Source organism: Candidatus Megaera polyxenophila (assembly GCF_029982035.1).
In the GTDB taxonomy this organism is placed as follows: Bacteria; Pseudomonadota; Alphaproteobacteria; order Rickettsiales; family Rickettsiaceae; genus Megaera; species Megaera polyxenophila.
This window is the reverse complement of record NZ_CP104166.1, coordinates 500,740-521,624: the sequence shown is the minus strand read 5'-3', so window position 1 is coordinate 521,624 and position 20,885 is coordinate 500,740. Positions and strand designations below refer to the sequence as shown.

Sequence of the window (20,885 nt, the reverse complement as noted above, 5' to 3'; positions counted from 1 at the left end):
GGTCATAAACACACTAAAGGAGACAAGGTTGTACCGTTTTGTGATAGAAACTGCAATGTTATTGCGCCTTTTGTTACTGCTCCGGGTAATAGGAATGAAGGAATCCTGCTTACTCCTGCAATATCAAACTTAAAAAAGATTGTAAAACTAATAGGTATAGATCTCAAGGAAAGTACCATGAGCTTAGATGGTGTATATAATTCACGTAAAAATCGTAAAGCAATTTTTAATCTTGGCATGACTCCTAATATGCCAGAGAATAAAAGGAGTCGCAAGAAATCTAAGCGAGGAAGAAAGCAAACTTTTTGCCGGAAAATCTTTAAAGAAAGGTTTAGAACGATAGAGAGAATATTTGCCTGGGAAGATAAATTCAAACGGTTGTTACTGAGATTTGAATTCCACAGCATAAACCATTATGCTCTGAAAACTATAGCCTACAGCATGGTTAACCTGCGGCATTTTTGTGGATAACGGCTAAGCATGGATTAAACAAGGTGCGGATGAAGCTAAAGGGAGAATACTGCCCAAATTGCCAAAAATTAAGCAATTTGATTATAAAATCATCAAAAATTCCAATACAAAAGCTGCAGTTCCAAAATCTTATCGACGAGAATAAAAACCCACCCGTTTTTAAACTATGAAACCAGCAATGAGTTCTACGAAAAAGATTTTCCAGAAATTCAAATTTTTCATATTTTTCATTAGTAAAATTTTCAGCCATTTCCATATTAGCTTTATTCATATCAAGCATAATTTGGAATAACTCTTCATTACCTGACATACATTCAATAAGGATTGACTCCTTGGGGTCGGGGTTAGGTTCTTGGGGAAGATAACCTATAAGCGTGTTCTTGGGTTGCGTCACAACACCACTATCAGGTTCATCCAGGTTACATAATATATTCAAAAGAGTAGTTTTACCTGCTCCATTAACCCCAACAAGAGCTATAAGACCATTTTGTGGGAAATTATAATTGATATTTTTTAGTACGAACCTTCCGTGAAAATTTTTAGATAGATTAGTAAGTATTAACATATTCGGTCACCATAAATTAAAGATCAAGGTTTAGTAAACCATTAAAAAGTGCCGAATGAATTTAAAGTTTTATCCATGCGGCGCACAAATCAAGACTTTATGCGCCCACGCTATGCGGTAATATTTATTTCTTTTCTAGACATATTAATCGATTTATTTACTAAGCTTTATGACATCCCCATATTAGCAAAATCTCCATTTATTTTCAAGGCTAGAAAAACTTCTGCAATTATCACCTATAAATTTATATTAATATTTATTGACTTTTGGTTATAATTCGTATATTTAAATCAACCTTAAGTTAAATTAATTTAATCAGAGGTAAGTTTTTTATGAAACGCAAAAAGAAAAAAATTGTAAAAAGCCAGATGCTGTCGTTAAAAGGAAAAATAGAAAAATATTTAACTAAGAACTCATTGCGGGTTTGAATTTTTACGAAATAAAACCATTATAGCCTTGTATTTAAAAGGTTTGTAGATATATTGAGTATTCATTAATTTTATTTAAGTAACCAAATAGAATGAGCAGAATTAGACGATACAACAAGCTTCCTACTGTTTTGAGAGAAGATGAATTTAACGAATTTGTCTTACCGCATCTTAAAAAAGGCACACGTGGTCCAAGTAAAAAGATATCATTTTTCAAATTATTTAATTACATTCTTAAACTCATGCATACTGGTTGCCAATGGGAACAGATACCAATAGACAAAAATAAAGACGGCATGCCAGAAATTCACTATACTAATATCTATAATGCTTTTAAGTTCTGGGTTAAGCACGGATGCTTTGATAAGATTTTCGAAGCTTCGGTGGCAAGGTTATTTAAAGCTGGAATGCTTGATACTGATATATTACATGGTGATGGTACTTGTACTTCTGCTAAAAAAGGGGTGACAACTTAGGGTATAATGGTCATAAACACACTAAAGGAGACAAGGTTGTACCGTTTTGTGATAGAAACTGCAATGTTATTGCGCCTTTTGTTACTGCTCCGGGTAATAGGAATGAAGGAATCCTGCTTACTCCTGCAATATCAAACTTAAAAAAGATTGTAAAACTAATAGGTATAGATCTCAAGGAAAGTACCATGAGCTTAGATGGTGTATATAATTCACGTAAAAATCGTAAAGCAATTTTTAATCTTGGCATGACTCCTAATATGCCAGAGAATAAAAGGAGTCGCAAGAAATCTAAGCGAGGAAGAAAGCAAACTTTTTGCCGGAAAATCTTTAAAGAAAGGTTTAGAACGATAGAGAGAATATTTGCCTGGGAAGATAAATTCAAACGGTTGTTACTGAGATTTGAATTCCACAGCATAAACCATTATGCTCTGAAAACTATAGCCTACAGCATGGTTAACCTGCGGCATTTTTGTGGATAACGGCTAAGCATGGATTAAACAAGGTGCGGATGAAGCTAAAGGGAGAATACTGCCCAAATTGCCAAAAATTAAGCAATTTGATTATAAAATCATCAAAAATTCCAATACAAAAGCTGCAGTTCCAAAATCTTATCGACGAGAATAAAAACCCACCCGTTTTTAAACTATGAAACCAGCAATGAGTTCGCTATGTGGGGATACTGTTTTCCCCATTTCAGATCAAAATCAGATAAGGCGCCCAGGGCTTCATCTTCAGTAACCGAGCCATATACTAACTTTAAATCAGCATCAACTTTCTTCCTATCTTTGTAGCTTACGTATGCTAAGCTGCTCCTAATTTGATGGACGATACACAACTGATGTTCAGTTTCCGGATATACGGCAGCTATAGCTTCGCTCATACCGGTCAAATTATCACTACAGGCTATCAGAATATCTTTCAATCCTCTGTTTTTCATTTCAGTAAAATTATTTAGCCAAAATTTAGCTCCTTCGTTCTCACTGATCCATAACCCTAAAATATCTTTCCTACCAGTTAAATCTATGCCCAAAGCTACATATACCGCCTTGTTAATAATCCTCTTATCTTGTCTTACTTTAACTACTAAGGCGTCAAAATATACAATAGCATAAATCGCTTCTAAAGGCCTATGTTGCCAGCTTCTGACCTCATCCATTATATTATCCGTAACTCGGCTAATTAAGCTCTCACTTATTTCAGCTCCATACAATTCCTGTATTTGCAGCTTAATGTCAGAGACACTCATTCCTTTTGCATACAGTGATAATATCTTCTGATCTAACCCATCGATCCTAGTCTGGCGCTTCGGTACTAGCAGCGGAGAAAATTCAGCATTTCTATCACGGGGTACTTCTAGGTCTAATACTCCGCCTTCAGTAATTATGCTCTTTTTGCCAACTCCATTTCTGCTGTTCTCAGTTTCTCCTCTACCATCCTTGCTATAGCCAAGATGCTCGTCCATTTCTCCCTTTAAAGCCCTTTCAAATAGATTTTTTGTCAACTCTTTTAACATCCCGTCTTTAGCAAAAAAACTTGTTAAATCTGTGTCTTTATCTATTAACAAGTCTACCGCTTGCTTTATTTTTTCTTGATCGCTCTTACTCTTATTTTATAGTCCCTTTGGTGGTGAAAACCTCCATCTTCCAGATGGAAAAGCTTTAGCTTGTCTAATGCGCCATGATGCGGTAGCATCATAAGTCTATGACTTACTATAACAAAAGATCACATTCAGTTTTTTATCATCGTTATCATATAGTATGGATAACGAAATATCGCTATAAGGTACTTACTTACGACATAAAAAAACGTGTTCGGGAACTAGTGTTACAGGTAGCTGAGGAAATGAGTATAAAGATAGAAAATGGCGTTGTATCAAGCGACCATGTCCATATATTTGCAAATATTCCTCCGCATATTAAAATTAGTGAATTTGTTCAGAAAGCTAAGGGAAGATCATCTAAAAGAATACAGGAAGAATTTCCGATACTAAAAAAGAAATACTGGGGTAGACATTTATGGGGCAGAGGATACTTCAGTTCAACTAGCGGTAATGTTACAGATGATATGATTAACGAATATATCAACAAACACACTGACGCTCATGAGACCGACTTTACTTCAAATATTAGGCTAGAATGAGCTTTAGCTTGATAAGCGACTTCTAGTCGCAAAGATCAAACTTTCATCTCTCAGATGAAAGTGGTTGATTCCTATTAAGTTATATTACCCTTAATATAACCTATCCTAGAAATTTACACACTTACTTGTAAAGAACCGGCAAGCCTTTTGCATCTCGTCCTAAGGTTTAAATTGCTCCGTTCTATCCGCTGAGTATATCTTTTACTAACAATGTGCTTTTTGGAGTCTAATAACCTTGCATAGCTCCCACATCCATCAGTAAAGTAAAAAGTAACCTTGAAATTTTCTAGTTTCTTGAGTAATGATTCTAATGTGCTGTCACACCTTGTGCCAAAAGTATAAGTAACTACTTTTAACGAAATCTTATCCAGAGCATACCAGAGCCACCATTGTTTAGCTTTGTTCTGTACATAAGACCATAGTTCATCTATTTCAGGAGCAATAATTACTTCAGTTGTGTTGATAGAATGATTTACCGTTTCTAATACTAGACTTTTTTAAAATACGGATAACCGTATTGATACCTGCTTTTAATACTCTGACTGTATCCTTAACGCCAGAACCGTTAATTGCCATTTCTACTATCTGCTCCTTTACTCCAGGCTTAGATGCATTATTGATATAGTCCAGCTGAAAATATCGATTGCATTGATTACACTGGTATCGTTGTGGTTTTGAAATGAAACACCCTACCTTTACTACTTCTTCTGTTTTGTCACAATATCTGCACTTAACATCTATTTTTGCCATAACACTTAAAACCTCTTTTGCTATTAGTCTTTAAGCATTCTAGCATATTTCTACCAATCCTGCAAAATGGAGGCATTACCTAATAATTTAAGTTCATACAAATCAAATTTTATTTCCTGTACAATTTATTCTTACAACACTAACTTTCTTAATCCAGAAGTTACTAAACCATTTGTTTTTCGTTACTCATCTATATTGTAGTCCAATAATTAAATTACGAAAATTATAAATTTGTCGAAAACGGTCCACTAGGGCGCACCATCCTTCATTTTTAAGTAATTAGTACATGCCATAAATTACGAAAGGTATATAGCAGGACTTAGTAAGGAATGAAGGTGTCTGCCTGTAAGCTAATTTGTATATTTAGAACGATAATTATGCCTAAAATAAGGTGGTAATTCGTTCCATAAGAAATTTTGGGACAGAAGTAGCAGAACTTTAAAAGGTCAATATTCTAAAATTAACATATCTTTAGTAATTTTAAAATTAGCAAAATCTTCAATTAATGACATACCAAGTAGTGAGATGTCTAGACCTTCTGAGGCCACATGGGCTTCAACGTTATAGAAAGTTTTTTTATGAATGATAAGTTCTTTTATTACCACAGGTGCAGCATAACTAACGCCATTTGCTGTATTATACTTTCTTGTATAATTTAACGCATCAAGTTTGAATCCAAGCTTAATGGCATCTTGTCTAGTTAGTGCTACGTCGCTTGCTCCGGTATCTACTAAAAAATGAATTACTTGATTTTTGCTTCCTACTGCATCTAAATAGAAATGCCCGTTACTTGATCTAGCAATCACGAATTGACCGCTATTATTTGTCCAGCTATAAGAAGGTACGAGTACCGCAATTACCCTTTCTTTTATTGAACTAAGTTCGAATCTAAAAGCATAAACCAGTATTAATAAACAGAAAATGCCAAGCCACAATATTATATTTTTTATATAACCTACCTGTGGTCTGGTAAAAAACATATAACATATATATATTAGCAATATACACAAAAAGAGGATATTTAAAAGCTTATCACTCGCCATGGCTTTATAAATTGTTGTAAAATTTTTGCTAAACTATATACGATATTTTAATTACATGAAGTAAATTTCTCTATAAAAACCCTAATGAGTTTTTAATAAAAGGAAAAAAACTGATTATTAAAGCCACTATAATAAACTCAACTGAACAGAAAAGGACTATAGAGAAAAGAAAAGCCGCCAAGTGACTACTTATTAACAATAAAAACTAATTTATCATTAAGTTAACCCAATTGTTAAGTTGATCTTTGTACAAAGAATATTTCCTGAATTCTATTTTTTCAAATAAAAAAAGACCTAGGGCTTTTTACCCTAGGCCTTAAGCTTTATAAGAAATAAAGTTTTTTCTCTAAAAAGAGTATTAGAGATCAAATCTTACACCAGCTGCAACGTGGTGACCTTTAAGTGAAGGAGCTGAAATGGTACTATCTTTGTTTTTCTTGAATTTACCCATATCTCTGAAGCTATAGGTTAATTCGCCATTTACGCCAGGTGCAAATTCTGTAGCAGCACCTAAATGCACAGCGTAAGCAAAGTTATTTTTCTTTTTTATTTTGTAAGAGTCATCCTCATCACTAATCTTACCACTAATCATTGACATACCGACACCGGCACCAGCGAATACTTTGGCTACGCTTACATCAAATAAATCTACAAAACCATTTACCATAAGAGTATCAGCTTTTGACTTAAGCTTTACTTTCTCTCCGTCTATAGTACCTTTATGTTTTGGGTCAAAGTAGTGATCCCATGTTAGGTCAGCACGTACATTATCCATTACGTAATAACCAACACCTAAACCTAAAAATACATTGTTTTTTGATTTTAGACCTTTAACTTTATTTAATTTATCCCAACCCACTTGGCCTTTTACGTAGAATGTATCTTCTGCTGCGTAAGCACAAGAAGAAGCAAGAGTCGCAACAGTAGCTGCTGCTAAAAGAATTTTTTTCATAATAATCTCCTAATAGTTACTAAATTGTCAAAAACACTAAATGCTTGGTTAAAAACACGCTTTATCAAGACCTTTAGTGTAAATTCCCTCTCGCAGTTTACTAAATTTATAAAACCTATCAAGTATATTTAAAAATAATAAACAGATATTTTGAATCTTGTTAAGATACTGTTGCATTATTACATCAAAGTCTTGGTCTTAAAGAGCCGATTCAGTTGCATTCTTAGCCAACAACAAGCCCGACTCAGATAAATTAAGCCCTAAAACATGGGCTTAATTTTAGCAAAAGTTTATTAATACAATTAGAGTTTTAATTCAATTTTTGCCTTTTCTGCCAGGTCAGTGAAGTATTTTTCAACGATCTCCTTAGACAATTTATTCCTAATCGATTGTTCTGCCTGTTCTTTAGTAGGTATTTGAACAGCTCTTTTGTCTAACATCTTAATAAGATGCCAACCGAACTGAGTTTTTACAGGATCAGAAACTTCATTTTTTTTCAGAGTAAAAGCTTTTCCTTCATATTCAGGTACTAATTGACCTTTAAGCACATAACCAATTTCCCCGCCATTAGCTTTTGAACCTTCATCTTTGGAAAATTCTTTTACTAGATCAGCAAAATTAGATCCCTTATTAAGTTTTTTCTTTATTTCTTTCGCCTGTTCCTCAGTATCTACTAAAATATGGCTTGTTTTCACCTCTTCTTGGCCTTTGAGACTAGCTACTAAAGCTTTATATTCGTCATCAACCATTTTATCGGTAATTTTGTCTTTAATTAAGCGTTCTAGTACCTCTTGTTGAATCATTTGCGTTTCAATTCCTTTAATTTTATTCTTAAATTCCTGAGAATCACGGATTTTTAGCTTATCAGCTTCTTTTTCAAGTAATTTGGAATTAATATAGCCTTTAACTAAAAGTTCTTGAATATTTTTATCGAGCTGGGAAAAACTCTTGCCTTTATTTTCCGGTTGCATTTCAAGTACTGGCTTAAACTGCTGCATTACCTGAGCTTCTGTTACATCCCCGTCGATGTAAGTGGCAATTACTTTATTGTCTTCTGCTAATGCCGGCGAACTTAGCAAAGTTGCTGATAGAAATATTATTGCTAATCTTTTCATAATAAATACTGCTTAATTTAATTAAATAACTTAATATTTGTTTCTAAAAGCTTGACGCATTAAAGTCAATTGCTATTTACAATTTGTTTGATAAATTAATAAAACTGAATATTTTAGATAAAAGTAACAATCCGCAAACCAAATAGATTAAGAAGCAAATGTTTTCCATACTTACCAAAATTTTTGGCACGGCTAATGATCGTATAATAAAAAGACTTCAAAAAGAAATTCACAAAATTAATGCTTTTGAAAATTCTATCAAAAACTTAACAGATGAGGAGTTAAAAGCGAAAACCAGTGAATTTAAACAAAAACTTGCTGATGGAAAAACACTTGATGACATATGTTATGAAGCGTTTGCGGTAGTTAGAGAAGCATCTCGAAGAGTTAGCGGGCAAAGGCATTATGACGTTCAGCTAATGGGCGGTCTAATAATTCATAAAGGAGCTATTGCTGAAATGCGCACTGGTGAAGGTAAGACTTTAGCTGCAACTTTGCCGGCTTATTTAAATGCTCTCCCTGGTAAGGGCGTACATATAGTAACGGTAAACGATTACCTTGCAAAACGTGATGCCGAATGGATGGGAGAAATATTCAGATTTTTAGGCCTTACTGTTAGCGCAGTTGTAGGCGATATGAGCGATTCTGAAAGAAAAGCAGCTTATGATTGTGATATCATCTACGCTACTAATAACGAACTTGGCTTTGATTATCTTCGCGATAATATGAAATTTACTCAAAAATCAAAAGTTCAACGCCCCTTTAATTATGCGATCATAGATGAAGTTGACTCCATATTAATAGATGAAGCAAGAACTCCCTTGATCATTTCGGGACCAGTTGATGACCGTTCTGAATTATATGGTAAAATTGATAAGCTTATCAAACTGTTAACTCCTTCTGATTATGAAAAAGATGAAAAAGTGAAAACTGTTAATTTAACAGAAGAAGGTATCAACAAAATTGAATTAATGTTAGCAGAAAAAGAACTTATTAATCAGCACTCTAGCTTATACGATTTTGATAACTTAAGTTTAGTACATTACATTAATCAATCTTTACGTGCTCATTACATTTTTTCTCGTGACGTAGACTATATTATCAAAGACAGAAAAATCATGATAATAGATGAATTTACCGGCCGAGCAATGGACGGTAGAAGATACTCAGACGGTCTACATCAAGCAATAGAGGCCAAAGAACAAGTACCGATTCAAAATGAAAACCAGACTTTAGCTTCTGTTACATTTCAGAATTATTTTAGAATGTATCCCAAATTATCTGGAATGACCGGAACAGCCATGACAGAGGCCGGAGAGCTTAAGGATATATATAACTTGGAAGTAATATCCGTACCGACTCATAATAAAGTTACAAGGAAGGATCTGGAGGATGAAATTTATGGCACTAAAAAGGAAAAATATAATGCCATAATGAATCTTATAAAAGATTGCTACAAAAGGCAACAACCTGTTCTAGTTGGTACTATAAGCATCGAGAAATCAGAAGAAATTTCCAAAGAATTAACTAAGAATAATATAAAACATAAAGTATTAAATGCAAAAATGCATGAACAAGAAGCCTACATAATCGCCCAAGCGGGGCGATTTGGAGCTGTAACTATTGCAACTAATATGGCAGGTCGTGGTACTGATATTATGCTTGGCGGTAATCCGGAGATGATAATTAAGGAGTTAGCCGAGAAAAGCCTAAATCCGGAACAGCAAGAACTAGAGGCAACCAAGGTAAAAGAAGAGGTAGCACGAGAAAAAGAACTGGTGATTGCGGCTGGAGGACTTTATGTAATAGGGACAGAAAGACATGAAAGCAGAAGAATTGATAATCAGCTTAGAGGTAGAGCTGGAAGGCAGGGAGACCCAGGAACTACTAGATTCTTTTTATCACTAGAAGATGATTTAATGAGAATTTTTGCTTCTGATCGTATTTCTAGCGTTCTTAGGACCTTAGGGTTAAAAGACGGTGAAGCCATTGGACATCCCATGATCAGCCGTTCGCTGGAAAAGGCTCAGCAAAAAGTTGAATCACACAATTATGAAATAAGAAAAAATTTACTACGCTTTGACGACGTAATGAACGATCAGCGCAAAATTATTTATGAGCAAAGAAATGAAATTATTTCCTCCGATGATATAACTGAGTTTAGACTTAATATGACAGAGCAATTAGTTGCAGATGTTGTTCAAAGATATATAACCCCTGGATCTTACAGGGAAGATTGGCCAATAAATGATTTAAGTGCTGAGATTCACAGAACATTTGCAATAGAACTTCTTCCCGAAAAAATTAATGAAGTTGAAGGCAGTGAAGCAGAAATTACGAAGGTTATAACAGAACTTGTTATTAATTTATTTAAACAGAAGGAGCAAGAATATACAACTGAAATAATGAGAGATGCTTCACGATACATTTTGCTTACTACCCTTGATCAAGTATGGAAAGAACATTTACATAATCTCGATTATTTAAGGCAAGGTATTTCTCTAAGGGCATATGGGCAGAAAGACCCTTTGAATGAATATAAGAGGGAAGCTTTTAATTTATTTGAGCAAATGCTTGATCATCTAAGAGAGCTGTATATTCAAAGGCTATGTTTCTTACATATTGATACCGAACATTTGAACCGCCAGTCTATGTTACTTGCTAATAAAGAATTACAGGAAATGAATAAAAGTAGAGTTGATCCAGCTTTGGAAAAATATAATCCAGGAATTAACGCCGAAACAAAAGTTATGCCTTTTAAATCCTATGTAAATCCAGAAGATAGAGATCCATCTAATCCAGAAACTTGGGGTAAAATTTCAAGAAATGAGCTATGCCCGTGCGGTTCTGGAAAAAAATACAAACATTGCCACGGGGCTGAAAGTTAGGATTATTAATATATGCAAAAACTGCAATTAGTTTACGCTCCCAATGCTATTTTCAGAAAAAAGGCATTACCTGTTGAAGTAGTTAATGATCGTGTACGGGCACTCATTGACCAGATGTTCGAAGTGCTGCACATTGAAAATGGAAGAGGCCTTGGCGCTAATATGGTAGGACTTCTAGAACGCATAGTAGTGATCCATATGTGGGAGAGGGATAAGCTTCTTACTTATTCCATGGTTAATCCTGAAATTATAGAATTCTCAAAAGAAACTCAGGTTTTTGAAGAAGCATCCTTAAGTTTTCCTGGAATATCAGCTAAAATTACTAGGCCGAAACAGATTAAAGTAAAATATCTGGATTATAATGGTAATGAACAAATGTTAGAAGCTGATAATTTTTTATCAACAGTTATCCAACACGAAATAGATTATCTGGATGGAAAAATATTTTTGGATTATTTATCTAAAATAAAACGTGATATGTTGATAAACAAGATGAAAAAATATATAAAAAATCATCCTCCTCATATTCATACCCCATTTTGTTCCCATTAACTGCAGTCATTAAAAGAGAAATGGATCAAAAATCTAAATGCGAAGAGAGAAAATAATATTAATTGCCTTATTGCTTTTCTCTATTTAGAATAACCTGATTAAAAATTTATAAAATAATATTTGTTAATTATGGCAGGACATTCCAAATTTAAAAATATTCAACATAGAAAAGGTGCTCAGGACAAAAAAAGAGCAAAGGTTTTTACTAAACTTGTTAGAGAAATTATTACGGCTGCTAAAATTGGGGGCATAGATCCGGCAATTAACCCACGCCTTAGAAATAGCATCTCTGCAGCTAGAAGTCAGAACTTACCTAAAGAGAGAATTGATAGAGCTCTTGCTCAAGCATCTGATCCAACCTTGGGTGATGGTTATACAGAAATAAGATATGAAGGTTTCTTACCAGGAGGAATTGCAATTATTGTTGAAACCTTAACGGATAATAGAAACCGCACAGTATCAGATATAAGAAGCTGTTTTACTAAATATGGCGGCAATTTAGGTGAATCTGGTAGTGTAAGTTTCATGTTTGATCATGTTGGCAAAATTGTTTATCCAGTTTCAGTTGCTAATATGGATCAAATGATGGAAGCAGTAATTGAAGCAGGAGCAAAAGATTTAGTATCTGATGAGTCAGAGTATATTATTTACACTGATATCGAGGCATTTTCCGAATGCCTCGAACATTTAACAAAAATATTTGATACCCCCATTGAGTCTGGCCTTGAATGGGTAGCTCAAAATACCATACTAATAGAGGATGAAGAAAAAGCGACGAAGCTATTTAAATTAATAGATGCGCTAGAAGAGAGTGATGACATCCAAAAAGTATTCGGTAACTATGAATTATCAGAAGAATTATATAAAAAATTTTCCGACCAACACTAATTTTGCTCTAGACAATTAATTAAAGAATAAATTATTTTTTGGGATAGTTAAATAGTAAGTTTAGGTTATGGAATTGGACGATTTTTGGCTCTGTCCAATTGATTGTGTAAATTCTCATAAGTTATAATTAAAATTTAAGGAGAATAAAATAACTAAAAATATAAAAACCGAAAAACTGAATGCAGCGATAGATATGCTTATAGAAAGTGATGCTGATTTATCAACTGTGCTAGGAAAAGAAGGTTTAATCAAACAACTAAGTAAACGCATATTAGAACGTGTTCTAGAAGCGGAAATGCAAGGTCATTTTATGAACGCTATAACAGGTCTGATATAGAAAACGCTCGCAATGGTAGTTATTAACCCACCAATTAAATACCCGACATAACTATTGCCAAGAAGGAAGGAATTTGTATAATGCAATAATGTCAAAAAGTGAAGATTTTAGGAAATTATCAATAAGCGCACAAGCGTCGATGAGAAAGATTGCTCTAAAACTAGTAAAAAGAGGAGAGAGTCAATCGTCGGTAGGTGAATTAATAGGAGTGAGTCGCCAGACAGTAAATGAATGGGTAAGGAGGGAAAAGAGAGGCGACAAGTACGCAATTAGTGGGAAGTTAAGAGGTAGAAAGATAGGAGAGAAAAGGCTTATAACCGAAGATCAAAGTAAAATAATACAAGGGTACGTAAATATCTCTAGACCAGAAGATCACAATATCAAATCAGCATTATGGTCAAGAAAATCAGTTAATGCACTCATCAAAAAACATTGTGGATTTTTTCTTCCCCTAAGTACAATAGGCGAATATTTAAGAAGATGGGGGTATACTGCACAAAAGCCAAAGAAGTTAGCATATGAGCAGCAACCCAAAAGGGTTCAATTTTGGTTAGATGAAGAATATCCGTCAATAGCCAAGCAAGCAGAATATGAAAAGGCAGAAATACATTGGTGCGACGAAGTAGGGATAAAACAAGAGTGTCAGGTATTACAAAGCTATTCTTTAAAAGGAAAAACCCCTGTTGTGATTCATAAATCGAAGAGATTTAGTATAAACATGATATCCACTGTTACAAATAACGGTAAGCTAAGGTTTATGCTGTACGAAGAGACACTAAAAACAAATGTATTTATAGAATTTTTACGGAGGTTGGTAAAATACTCCAAGAAAAAAATCTTCTTAATCCTAGATAATCTCAAGGTTCATCATAGCAAAAAAGTACAAATATGGACTCGGAAACATAAAAAGAAAATTTCTTTATTTTTTCTGCCTCCGTATACTCCGCAACATAATCCGGATGAATATTTAAACAACGATTTAAAAAGAAATGTAAATAGGAAACATATACCTCTTACAAAATCTGAACTCCAAGGGAATTTAAAATCTTACCTAAGGACTCTGCAAAATAACCCAGAACATATCAAAAGATTATTTCAGGCGAAAGAAGTAAAATATGCCGCCTAAGTCGGGTATTTAATTGGTGGGTTAATATCAAAAGAATTTAATAACGAATAACGGTCAAATAGAACTGAATATTCCAAGGGACAATTTGAGCCTGTAATTGTTAAAAAGAAACAAAGTAGAATAGACAGCTTAGGTGAAAAAATAATATCCTTGTATACCAAGGGCATGAGTATATCGGATATCAAAATTCAACTAGAGGAATTGTACGGAGCTGGAGTTAGCGAATCCTTGATCAGTAGAGTAACCGACGATGTAATAGATGAAGTTAAAGCTTGGCAAAGTAGAGCTTTAGAAACTGTATATCCTATAGTATTTTTTGATTGTTTAGTGGTTAAAGTAAGGCAGGATAAGCGTATTATCAATAAGTCTGTGTATATAGATTTATCGGGTCATAAGGATATTCTTGGGTTATGGATCAGCGATAATGAAGGAGCTAAGTTTTGGTTAAATAATTTAACTGAGATGAAAAACAGAGGGTTAATGGATATTCTCATTGCTTGTACGGATAATTTAACAGGTATGAGCGAAGCTATATCGGCGGTATATCCAAAGTGTGAACATTAACTTTGTATTGTACACCAAATCAGAAACAGCTTAAAATTTGTCTCATATAAAGATCGTAAAAAATTAGCAGCTGATTCAAAGCCCATATACCAAGCTACTACTGAGGAAGAAGCACTTGAAAGTTTTGAAGCTAAATGGGGTGAAAATTATCCCCAAATAGCCAAATCCTGGTACAATAATTGGGATAATTTAATGATATTTTCACAATATCCTAAGGCAATTCGTAGAATTATTTATACTACCAATGCCATAGAATCCCTGAATAATCAGCTGAGAAAAGTAACAAAGAATAAGCGGGTTTTTCCAAGTGATGAGTCTGTTTTTAAGACCCTTTACTGGACAATAAATTACATTAGGGCAAAATGGATGCCCATCCAAAATTGGGAAGAAGCTATGGCCCATTTTTTGATAAAATTTGAGGGTAGAATTTAAGTGCCTATTCTAGAAATTTACACACTTAAAAAGACAGAGCCTTCTAAAATGAAGCAAGTTCTTCTATTGCTTATTATATAGAAGCATACTATAACAGAAAAAGTTCATTCTGCTATTAACTATAACATACCTTTGTTACATGAAAGTGTTGCCCGTGCTGCCTAATCCTAAACTGTCCATTTTTCTACTACAGGATCATCTAGAAATTTACACACTTAGTGGGACAGAGCCCAAAAACTATTTTATAGTATAGGAAATTCAAAATTTGCAACCAGAAAAATCATCAATCAGCTTTTTAAAAATTCGTTTAATAAATATGTAGTTACCAGCCACAATATTAGAAATTATCAACACTTTTACAAAAATCTCTGCCAGAATCTATCTAAAAATAGGTTCAGTTTTACAAATTATGTGGCCAAGACGTGAAAGAAGTGTTCGCCATAATGATGTTATCTAGGCGTTGATAATAATTCATTGGTTCTTATTAATAACAATGGCGGAGATAAACCGTAATAAACTTGCCGCAGATTCATACATTTATTGCAATTATAGCAAAACAGAGGATCTATTTTAAAATTCAACCAAATCATTAATCTCCAACTAATGAGCTTAGTTTTCTTATGAACGATTTGATTAATTGCCTTATATACGATAGGTAATTGTACGCCCCTAGTTCTATTATTAACCCACCAACTAAATACCCGACTTAGGCGGCATATTTTACTTCTTTCGCCTGAAATAATCTTTTGATATGTTCTGGGTTATTTTGCAGAGTCCTTAGGTAAGATTTTAAATTCCCTTGGAGTTCAGATTTTGTAAGAGGTATATGTTTCCTATTTACATTTCTTTTTAAATCGTTGTTTAAATATTCATCCGGATTATGTTGCGGAGTATACGGAGGCAGAAAAAATAAAGAAATTTTCTTTTTATGTTTCCGAGTCCATATTTGTACTTTTTTGCTATGATGAACCTTGAGATTATCTAGGATTAAGAAGATTTTTTTCTTGGAGTATTTTACCAACCTCCGTAAAAATTCTATAAATACATTTGTTTTTAGTGTCTCTTCGTACAGCATAAACCTTAGCTTACCGTTATTTGTAACAGTGGATATCATGTTTATACTAAATCTCTTCGATTTATGAATCACAACAGGGGTTTTTCCTTTTAAAGAATAGCTTTGTAATACCTGACACTCTTGTTTTATCCCTACTTCGTCGCACCAATGTATTTCTGCCTTTTCATATTCTGCTTGCTTGGCTATTGACGGATATTCTTCATCTAACCAAAATTGAACCCTTTTGGGTTGCTGCTCATATGCTAACTTCTTTGGCTTTTGTGCAGTATACCCCCATCTTCTTAAATATTCGCCTATTGTACTTAGGGGAAAAAAAATCCACAATGTTTTTTGATGAGTGCATTAACTGATTTTCTTGACCATAATGCTGATTTGATATTGTGATCTTCTGGTCTAGAGATATTTACGTACCCTTGTATTATTTCTTTGATCTTCGGTTATAAGCCTTTTCTCTCCTATCTTTCTACCTCTTAACTTCCCACTAATTGCGTACTTGTCGCCTCTCTTTTCCCTCCTTACCCATTCATTTACTGTCTGGCGACTCACTCCTATTAATTCACCTACCGACGATTGACTCTCTCCTCTTTTTACTAGTTTTAGAGCAATCTTTCTCATCGACGCTTGTGCGCTTATTGATAATTTCCTAAAATCTTCACTTTTTGACATTATTGCATTATACAAATTCCTTCCTTCTTGGCAATAGTTATGTCGGGTATTTAATTGGTGGGTTAATATTATTAATCCCAAGCGAACAGAGTAGTTTTGCCTCTATCCCCGCCTCTTTGATTGACAAGGCCGTCTCCAGTCCTTCGGCTATGATCGTAATATTTGAACTACCCTCTTTAGATAGGCAAACAAAAGATCCCGATATTTTGCCGAATGATCGCTTAGGAGCAGGAATATCCGCTTTTGCTCCGGTGTTTTTATCTAATAATATTTGCTGGTAACCGGTAATATCCCCGTTGTTATTACGAACAAATACTACTAGCGCAGGCAAGTAATAATTTCTACCGCTAATATGGACCGGTGTTAAGAATGAGGGCATTTGGGACATTGGGATTAAAAATTGTTAGTATTAACCCACCAACTAAATACCCGACTTAGGCGGCATATTTTACTTCTTTCGCCTGAAATAATCTTTTGATATGTTCTGGGTTATTTTGCAGAGTCCTTAGGTAAGATTTTAAATTCCCTTGGAGTTCAGATTTTGTAAGAGGTATATGTTTCCTATTTACATTTCTTTTTAAATCGTTGTTTAAATATTCATCCGGATTATGTTGCGGAGTATACGGAGGCAGAAAAAATAAAGAAATTTTCTTTTTATGTTTCCGAGTCCATATTTGTACTTTTTTGCTATGATGAACCTTGAGATTATCTAGGATTAAGAAGATTTTTTTCTTGGAGTATTTTACCAACCTCCGTAAAAATTCTATAAATACATTTGTTTTTAGTGTCTCTTCGTACAGCATAAACCTTAGCTTACCGTTATTTGTAACAGTGGATATCATGTTTATACTAAATCTCTTCGATTTATGAATCACAACAGGGGTTTTTCCTTTTAAAGAATAGCTTTGTAATACCTGACACTCTTGTTTTATCCCTACTTCGTCGCACCAATGTATTTCTGCCTTTTCATATTCTGCTTGCTTGGCTATTGACGGATATTCTTCATCTAACCAAAATTGAACCCTTTTGGGTTGCTGCTCATATGCTAACTTCTTTGGCTTTTGTGCAGTATACCCCCATCTTCTTAAATATTCGCCTATTGTACTTAGGGGAAGAAAAAATCCACAATGTTTTTTGATGAGTGCATTAACTGATTTTCTTGACCATAATGCTGATTTGATATTGTGATCTTCTGGTCTAGAGATATTTACGTACCCTTGTATTATTTTACTTTGATCTTCGGTTATAAGCCTTTTCTCTCCTATCTTTCTACCTCTTAACTTCCCACTAATTGCGTACTTGTCGCCTCTCTTTTCCCTCCTTACCCATTCATTTACTGTCTGGCGACTCACTCCTATTAATTCACCTACCGACGATTGACTCTCTCCTCTTTTTACTAGTTTTAGAGCAATCTTTCTCATCGACGCTTGTGCGCTTATTGATAATTTCCTAAAATCTTCACTTTTTGACATTATTGCATTATACAAATTCCTTCCTTCTTGGCAATAGTTATGTCGGGTATTTAATTGGTGGGTTAATAGATAAAAAACCGTAATACCTAATCATTCGAAAATAACGATCTGGTATATGCATAATCAGACTAGCTATGAACTGCATCACGGGCATAGTTATGCGATCAATTGTATTATTATAGTGATCAAGAAATTTAAACGTTACCTGCTTTCCGTCGTAATTTTCTATTCTTGTCTCGGAAATAGGGGGCGTTTTATATACCGCCCTAAATATTCTATGTTGCGTTTATGATCATCCGATGGTTTTTGTAAATAAACATACCAACTGATTTCGTATAAACTACTCATCCAGTTATTAAAATTCTCAGCATTTTGATATGCGGACGGCAACTTCAAATTACTTGAGATATATTGAAAGCGAAATAACTCAAGGACTCTATGTCTCCACATTTTTTTAATAGGTTCGGCAGGAAAAAATAATTTTTGCCACTTGCCTTTGCTATTTATACCGCCGCAAGTAACCGATAAATGGATATGAACATTGCGTTTTAAATCTCTACCGAAAGTGTGTAAGGCAGTAAATATACCAACCACAAGATTTTTCTTTGTAGCTATCTCCTTAATAATTCCTGCTGCAATACCGGAAATCAATCCAAACAGATCACGATTGAGCCAAAATATCGGCCATAAAGAGTCCGGCATTGTAAATGTAATGTGCTGCCATCGTGTTTTTGGTAGAACATTGCTAGCCTTACTCACCCATTGATCCGTTTGTTTCTTACCACAACGAGAACAAAACCTACCTTTACAGCTGAATGCTACCGATTTATTGCGGTTACAATCACGGCAGCTATAACGTTTAAATCCTAAATATTTCGTTCCACACGATATAACTTTAGTGACGTTGAAAATAATGCCGTATCTTAGCTTGCCGTATTTTTTAGCGAAATCGAGACCAATTACCACGGTCTAGAAAATATGTTTTATAGATATTCCTTTACCGACTATTTCCATAAATTACTTATAGTTAATGTTTTCTTACCAAGGAATCTTTCTTCCTTTGCGTTCTAAATCAAATTCTTTACAATCAGGGCAATAGTAAACAGAATTATACTTATGATTGGGAGATATTTTTCGCAACATTATCCAGAAAGCCTTGGCTATTTCCTTATCTCCTTCGGAAAAAATCTTTTTGATCCTGCTGTAAGGAATTGCTTGCTCTTTAGAAATGGCCTTAAGAGTTTTTACCGCTAATTCATTGACCAAATGCTGCTCAGAGTGCAAGTTACTCATAACTCAATTATATATTATCTTATGTATGTCTAACATTCAGTCTTTATAACTCAAGTTAAAACAAATCAAATACCAGTATTATAATCCTCCATAAATATTTATCGGTCAAGGGTATCTTCTTTTAAGCTGCCACCGATAGGTGGCTTATCTTGCTTCCGTTGTAACAAATAAAGGAGCTTGACCTTCAATTTTCACTTCAATCTCGAACTTATCTCCTACGTTTAAAGACTTCTTTAAATCAAAAAGCATGATATGAGTAGCTCCCGGCATAAGTTCTATAGAAGTTTTAGCTGGTACTACTATTTTGTCGATAGATGTCATCCTACTAACCCCTTTTTCATCTACAAAACTCTTGTGCAGTTCCACATTATTGGCAATCGTTGAAGCTGAAGCACCAATTATCACAATATCTTTATCAGTAGGATTACTAATTTTCATATAGGCTGCTGAATTGTTATTTGGCGACATGGATTTTCTTGCCCACGCATCAGTAATTGCAATTTCTTTAACCTCGTTTGGTGTAGAAGGAGATGAGGGCGCAGTTACGCCTGGATTCTCTACATTAGCATTGGCAGTACTTTGCCCACTTGCCTCAGCATTAAAAACAGAAGAAATAATAACAGAAATCGCACTGACTGTAAGAATATTCTTTTTCATATAAACCCTTTGTTATATATCGTTAAATTGTGATGTTAATTCACTAAACCAAGTTTTACATACCACATCTTAAATATCAAGAACTCTTTGGCATTTAAGTATTATTTGCTTTCTATATACACATTTTTGATATAAATTTAGATAAACTTGAACTCAATTACTCGGTCATGCCCTGACAAATCTTTGGAAATTACGATTTCAGTAAATGGATACTCTTTTAGGATATTAATTACGTCTTCAGCTTGGTTAAAACCTATTTCTAAAAAAACTTTATTTTCATTTTTTAAAAAATTATTTAACCCGAAAATTATTTTTCTATAATTAATTAAACCATTCTCCACAGCAAAAAGCGCATGTTCCGGTTCATATAAGATAGTTTCCTGTGCCATATATATTTTATTATCTGGAGAAATGTAGGGTGGATTGCTAATAATAAAATCAAACTTCTTACCAGGTAAATTTGAATACCAATCACTTTTGATAAACTGGATTTGGGCAATAGAACCATGCAATTTAGCGTTTTCAGCAGCTAGGGCAAGTGCTTCATCCGATATATCAGTAGCAACGATTTTAGCTTGGGGAATAAGAGTTGCAAGCGTAACAGCTATTGCTCCGCTACCTGTCCCCAGATCTAATATTGTAACTTCTTTACCAGCAAAGTTTTCTTGATACTCTAAAACCACCCTATCAATAATCAGTTCAGTTTCCGGCCTTGGAATCAGAACCTGTTTATTTACTATAAAATCTCTACCATAAAACTCTTTCTTTCCTACTATATAAGCTATAGGTTCTAGCGCTTTCCGGCGTTTTAGATATTGATAAAAGGCTGACTCTTCTTCTTGAGAGATTGGTTCGTTATACCTGATCAACAAGTCTTCTTGAGTTGTTTTTAATACACTAGCTAGTAAAATTCTTGCTTCTAATTGTTTTGACGTGAAATCTTCAAGTTCCAGGATTCCCCAGGCTAAAGCTTCTCTTACTAACATAATTACTTTA

At 34.2% G+C, this 20,885-nt stretch carries 22 protein-coding genes and 3 pseudogenes; 8 read left to right on the top strand and 17 right to left on the bottom strand.

Annotated features, from left to right (window positions below; translation table 11 throughout):
• Positions 1–2 precede the first annotated feature (2 nt).
• Together N3Z16_RS02695 and N3Z16_RS02690 are read right to left on the bottom strand one after the other, a co-directional pair.
• A complete protein-coding gene (locus tag N3Z16_RS02695) occupies positions 3–407 on the bottom strand; it encodes a hypothetical protein (protein ID WP_282485820.1) in 405 nt (134 codons plus the stop codon).
• Between the two features lie 38 nt (positions 408–445).
• Positions 446–1,036, bottom strand: coding sequence for an ATP-binding cassette domain-containing protein (locus N3Z16_RS02690; protein ID WP_282486633.1), 591 nt, complete (start codon positions 1,034–1,036; stop codon positions 446–448).
• A gap of 520 nt (positions 1,037–1,556) precedes the next feature.
• Between N3Z16_RS02690 and N3Z16_RS02685 the strand changes: the two genes are divergently transcribed.
• The gene (locus N3Z16_RS02685; protein ID WP_282485819.1) at positions 1,557–1,940 is read left to right on the top strand and encodes a hypothetical protein; all 384 of its coding nucleotides are present in this window, start codon (positions 1,557–1,559) and stop codon (positions 1,938–1,940) included.
• 10 nt (positions 1,941–1,950) lie between these two features.
• Here N3Z16_RS02685 and N3Z16_RS02680 read toward each other — a convergent pair whose 3' ends face one another.
• Both N3Z16_RS02680 and N3Z16_RS02675 read right to left on the bottom strand, forming a co-directional pair.
• Positions 1,951–2,355, bottom strand: coding sequence for a hypothetical protein (locus N3Z16_RS02680; RefSeq protein WP_282485820.1), 405 nt, complete (start codon positions 2,353–2,355; stop codon positions 1,951–1,953).
• Between the two features lie 243 nt (positions 2,356–2,598).
• Positions 2,599–3,504 (bottom strand): annotated as a pseudogene (locus tag N3Z16_RS02675) (IS256 family transposase); the annotation flags it as partial.
• A 137-nt stretch (positions 3,505–3,641) separates the two neighbouring features.
• On the opposite strand from N3Z16_RS02675, the gene tnpA reads away from it, so the two are divergent.
• A complete protein-coding gene (gene tnpA / locus N3Z16_RS02670) occupies positions 3,642–4,079 on the top strand; it encodes an IS200/IS605 family transposase (RefSeq protein ID WP_282485546.1) in 438 nt (145 codons plus the stop codon).
• A 113-nt stretch (positions 4,080–4,192) separates the two neighbouring features.
• Here the strand turns inward: tnpA and N3Z16_RS10900 are convergent, their stop codons facing one another.
• The 5 genes from N3Z16_RS10900 to N3Z16_RS02650 form a co-directional block, all read right to left on the bottom strand.
• Entirely contained in the window at positions 4,193–4,522 is a 330-nt protein-coding gene (locus tag N3Z16_RS10900) for an IS1 family transposase (protein WP_410519631.1), read from the bottom strand.
• Positions 4,523–4,529: 7 nt separating this feature from the next.
• Positions 4,530–4,829 carry an IS1-like element transposase gene (locus N3Z16_RS02665; protein WP_282486629.1) on the bottom strand — a complete coding sequence of 100 codons (300 nt, stop codon included), beginning with the start codon at positions 4,827–4,829 and terminating at the stop codon, positions 4,530–4,532.
• Positions 4,830–5,275: 446 nt separating this feature from the next.
• On the bottom strand, positions 5,276–5,809 hold the full coding sequence (locus tag N3Z16_RS02660; protein ID WP_223939370.1) for a TIGR02281 family clan AA aspartic protease: 534 nt from the start codon (positions 5,807–5,809) through the stop codon (positions 5,276–5,278).
• Between the two features lie 421 nt (positions 5,810–6,230).
• On the bottom strand, positions 6,231–6,824 hold the full coding sequence (locus N3Z16_RS02655) for an outer membrane protein (protein WP_282486627.1): 594 nt from the start codon (positions 6,822–6,824) through the stop codon (positions 6,231–6,233).
• Positions 6,825–7,126: 302 nt separating this feature from the next.
• A complete protein-coding gene (locus N3Z16_RS02650) occupies positions 7,127–7,939 on the bottom strand; it encodes a peptidylprolyl isomerase (protein ID WP_282486625.1) in 813 nt (270 codons plus the stop codon).
• A 158-nt stretch (positions 7,940–8,097) separates the two neighbouring features.
• Here N3Z16_RS02650 and secA point away from each other — a divergent pair, with 158 nt between their 5' ends.
• The 6 genes and pseudogenes from secA to N3Z16_RS02625 all read left to right on the top strand — a co-directional run.
• Positions 8,098–10,827, top strand: a complete 2,730-nt coding sequence (gene secA / locus N3Z16_RS02645) for a preprotein translocase subunit SecA (RefSeq protein WP_282486623.1) — start codon at positions 8,098–8,100, stop codon at positions 10,825–10,827.
• A 12-nt stretch (positions 10,828–10,839) separates the two neighbouring features.
• Positions 10,840–11,379: a peptide deformylase gene (gene def, locus N3Z16_RS02640; protein ID WP_282486621.1), complete on the top strand. Its 540-nt coding sequence runs from the start codon at positions 10,840–10,842 to the stop codon at positions 11,377–11,379.
• Positions 11,380–11,508: 129 nt separating this feature from the next.
• Positions 11,509–12,267, top strand: a complete 759-nt coding sequence (locus N3Z16_RS02635; RefSeq protein ID WP_282486942.1) for a YebC/PmpR family DNA-binding transcriptional regulator — start codon at positions 11,509–11,511, stop codon at positions 12,265–12,267.
• A gap of 148 nt (positions 12,268–12,415) precedes the next feature.
• Positions 12,416–12,627 (top strand): annotated as a pseudogene (locus N3Z16_RS11610) (transposase); the annotation flags it as partial.
• 65 nt (positions 12,628–12,692) lie between these two features.
• Positions 12,693–13,730 carry an IS630 family transposase gene (locus tag N3Z16_RS02630; RefSeq protein WP_282485609.1) on the top strand — a complete coding sequence of 346 codons (1,038 nt, stop codon included), beginning with the start codon at positions 12,693–12,695 and terminating at the stop codon, positions 13,728–13,730.
• 25 nt (positions 13,731–13,755) lie between these two features.
• Positions 13,756–14,726, top strand: a pseudogene (locus tag N3Z16_RS02625) (IS256 family transposase); the annotation flags it as partial.
• Positions 14,727–15,432: 706 nt separating this feature from the next.
• Here the strand turns inward: N3Z16_RS02625 and N3Z16_RS02620 are convergent.
• The 8 genes from N3Z16_RS02620 to prmC all read right to left on the bottom strand — a co-directional run bounded on the left by N3Z16_RS02620 (position 15,433) and on the right by prmC (position 20,875).
• On the bottom strand, positions 15,433–16,125 hold the full coding sequence (locus N3Z16_RS02620) for an IS630 family transposase (RefSeq protein ID WP_282485627.1): 693 nt from the start codon (positions 16,123–16,125) through the stop codon (positions 15,433–15,435).
• 69 nt (positions 16,126–16,194) lie between these two features.
• Positions 16,195–16,548, bottom strand: coding sequence for a helix-turn-helix domain-containing protein (locus tag N3Z16_RS10835; protein ID WP_341850329.1), 354 nt, complete (start codon positions 16,546–16,548; stop codon positions 16,195–16,197).
• Entirely contained in the window at positions 16,505–16,846 is a 342-nt protein-coding gene (locus N3Z16_RS02610; protein ID WP_341850330.1) for a DUF7146 domain-containing protein, read from the bottom strand. The genes N3Z16_RS10835 and N3Z16_RS02610 overlap by 44 nt, the downstream gene beginning before the upstream one ends.
• A gap of 55 nt (positions 16,847–16,901) precedes the next feature.
• The gene (locus tag N3Z16_RS02605; RefSeq protein WP_282485609.1) at positions 16,902–17,939 is read right to left on the bottom strand and encodes an IS630 family transposase; all 1,038 of its coding nucleotides are present in this window, start codon (positions 17,937–17,939) and stop codon (positions 16,902–16,904) included.
• A gap of 225 nt (positions 17,940–18,164) precedes the next feature.
• Positions 18,165–18,905 carry an IS91 family transposase gene (locus N3Z16_RS02600; RefSeq protein ID WP_282485544.1) on the bottom strand — a complete coding sequence of 247 codons (741 nt, stop codon included), beginning with the start codon at positions 18,903–18,905 and terminating at the stop codon, positions 18,165–18,167.
• 72 nt (positions 18,906–18,977) lie between these two features.
• Positions 18,978–19,232 carry a hypothetical protein gene (locus tag N3Z16_RS02595; RefSeq protein ID WP_282485543.1) on the bottom strand — a complete coding sequence of 85 codons (255 nt, stop codon included), beginning with the start codon at positions 19,230–19,232 and terminating at the stop codon, positions 18,978–18,980.
• A 144-nt stretch (positions 19,233–19,376) separates the two neighbouring features.
• On the bottom strand, positions 19,377–19,889 hold the full coding sequence (locus tag N3Z16_RS02590) for a copper chaperone PCu(A)C (RefSeq protein ID WP_282486619.1): 513 nt from the start codon (positions 19,887–19,889) through the stop codon (positions 19,377–19,379).
• A gap of 137 nt (positions 19,890–20,026) precedes the next feature.
• A complete protein-coding gene (prmC, locus tag N3Z16_RS02585) occupies positions 20,027–20,875 on the bottom strand; it encodes a peptide chain release factor N(5)-glutamine methyltransferase (protein ID WP_282486618.1) in 849 nt (282 codons plus the stop codon).
• Positions 20,876–20,885: the final 10 nt, after the last annotated feature.